Source organism: Seonamhaeicola sediminis (genome assembly GCF_004358095.2).
Lineage (GTDB): Bacteria > Bacteroidota > Bacteroidia > Flavobacteriales > Flavobacteriaceae > Seonamhaeicola > Seonamhaeicola sediminis.
This window is the reverse complement of sequence record NZ_SMZJ02000031.1, coordinates 1-1,273: the sequence shown is the minus strand read 5'-3', so window position 1 is coordinate 1,273 and position 1,273 is coordinate 1. Positions and strand designations below refer to the sequence as shown.

Below are 1,273 nucleotides of genomic sequence, written 5' to 3'. Positions count from 1 at the left end.
GGACTTGATCGATGATCAAAAGCTTTAAGTCGAAACCTACTTTTTTGTAGGAAGTTTTTCGGCAGGGTTGTTTTTTGTCTTTCATTAGGTATAGTGCTAAAAGGTTTAATTTTTAGTCAACCTATTTCAGGAAAGTACGACTTTTTAAATTACAGCCAACGTGTTTGGCTATGGTTTCGTTGCGTGAAAATCCGCGAGGATTTTCCGCCGTAAACCGAAGATAGCAAATTTGCGAGGACTTTCCGCGAGGAAAGTCAGAAGCAATGAACTATAGCCATTGTTACCTGTAGTACTTTTTATTCATAACTTTTAGGTTCTTCACTTATACAATCAGAGAAATCACATCCCAGTATTCTAAAATCATCTCTGATATTAAATCGTTTTCTTTCAGTTCTACCTTCAGAAGGAAAATAAATAAATCTAACTTCTTGTTCAGCTATATATCTTTTTGGTTTTTGAAACCAAAGATTTTGGTCCACTTCTCTAGACTTTTTAGATTCAATAAATTCAGTTAAGGTCTCACATTCTCTATTCATCCACTTTGATTTGTCAGAATACTTTACGGCATCTTTATAACCATCTATAAAAACATTTCCGCCTTTCTCGTATATTACTCTTTCTTCATTATTCTCATTAAGCGGATTTGCTTTTAAGTCGTCTGATAAAGCTCTTTGAATACTGTTTACAAATTTGTCCACATCATAAATATAAAAGTAAGATTCACATTTAAAGTGTTCCTTTAGAGTATTGATATATTCCAAATCATCTACGTGAGAACAGCAAAATAACCAAGCGTTGAATTCCAATAAGTGGTCGTGCAATTGCAAATAAAATTCCGCTTTAAATTCCCCATTCTCATTCAGATAAGATTCATCATAAGTTATATAAGAGCCTTCTTCTTTACTTAATTGTTCAAGTTTCGAACAAGGTTTTTTTATTCGCAAGGTAAGTCCACGTTGTCCTTCATTTTTATCACTTAATATTGAGTTTTCAATATTTCTATAATGATGAAAAGTTCCTAATTTAATATTGTAATTTGTTAAATCAGAAAAGTCAGGATAAAATTCCTTCGGAGTAAATTTTATTAAATATTTAGGCATTTTCGCGTATTACAGGTAACGTTTATGTATAAGGAAAGTTGCGTGTTTGTGTGCGAGGATTTTCCGAAGGAAAATCAGAAGCTAGCAAACGGGCAACTAACTTTGGTTTAGCTAAAACTAGCAATTTTTTTTATACGGTGTTGCCATTTCGTTGTTTTTTAGAGTTCAGATTT

The 1,273-nt window shown here is 32.4% G+C and carries 1 protein-coding gene; it reads right to left on the bottom strand.

The genetic code is table 11. From position 1 onward, the window contains the following. Nucleotides 1–296 precede the first annotated feature (296 nt). The gene (locus E1J38_RS14950) at nucleotides 297–1,100 is read right to left on the bottom strand and encodes a hypothetical protein (RefSeq protein WP_133357644.1); all 804 of its coding nucleotides are present in this window, start codon (nucleotides 1,098–1,100) and stop codon (nucleotides 297–299) included. Nucleotides 1,101–1,273 lie beyond the last annotated feature (173 nt).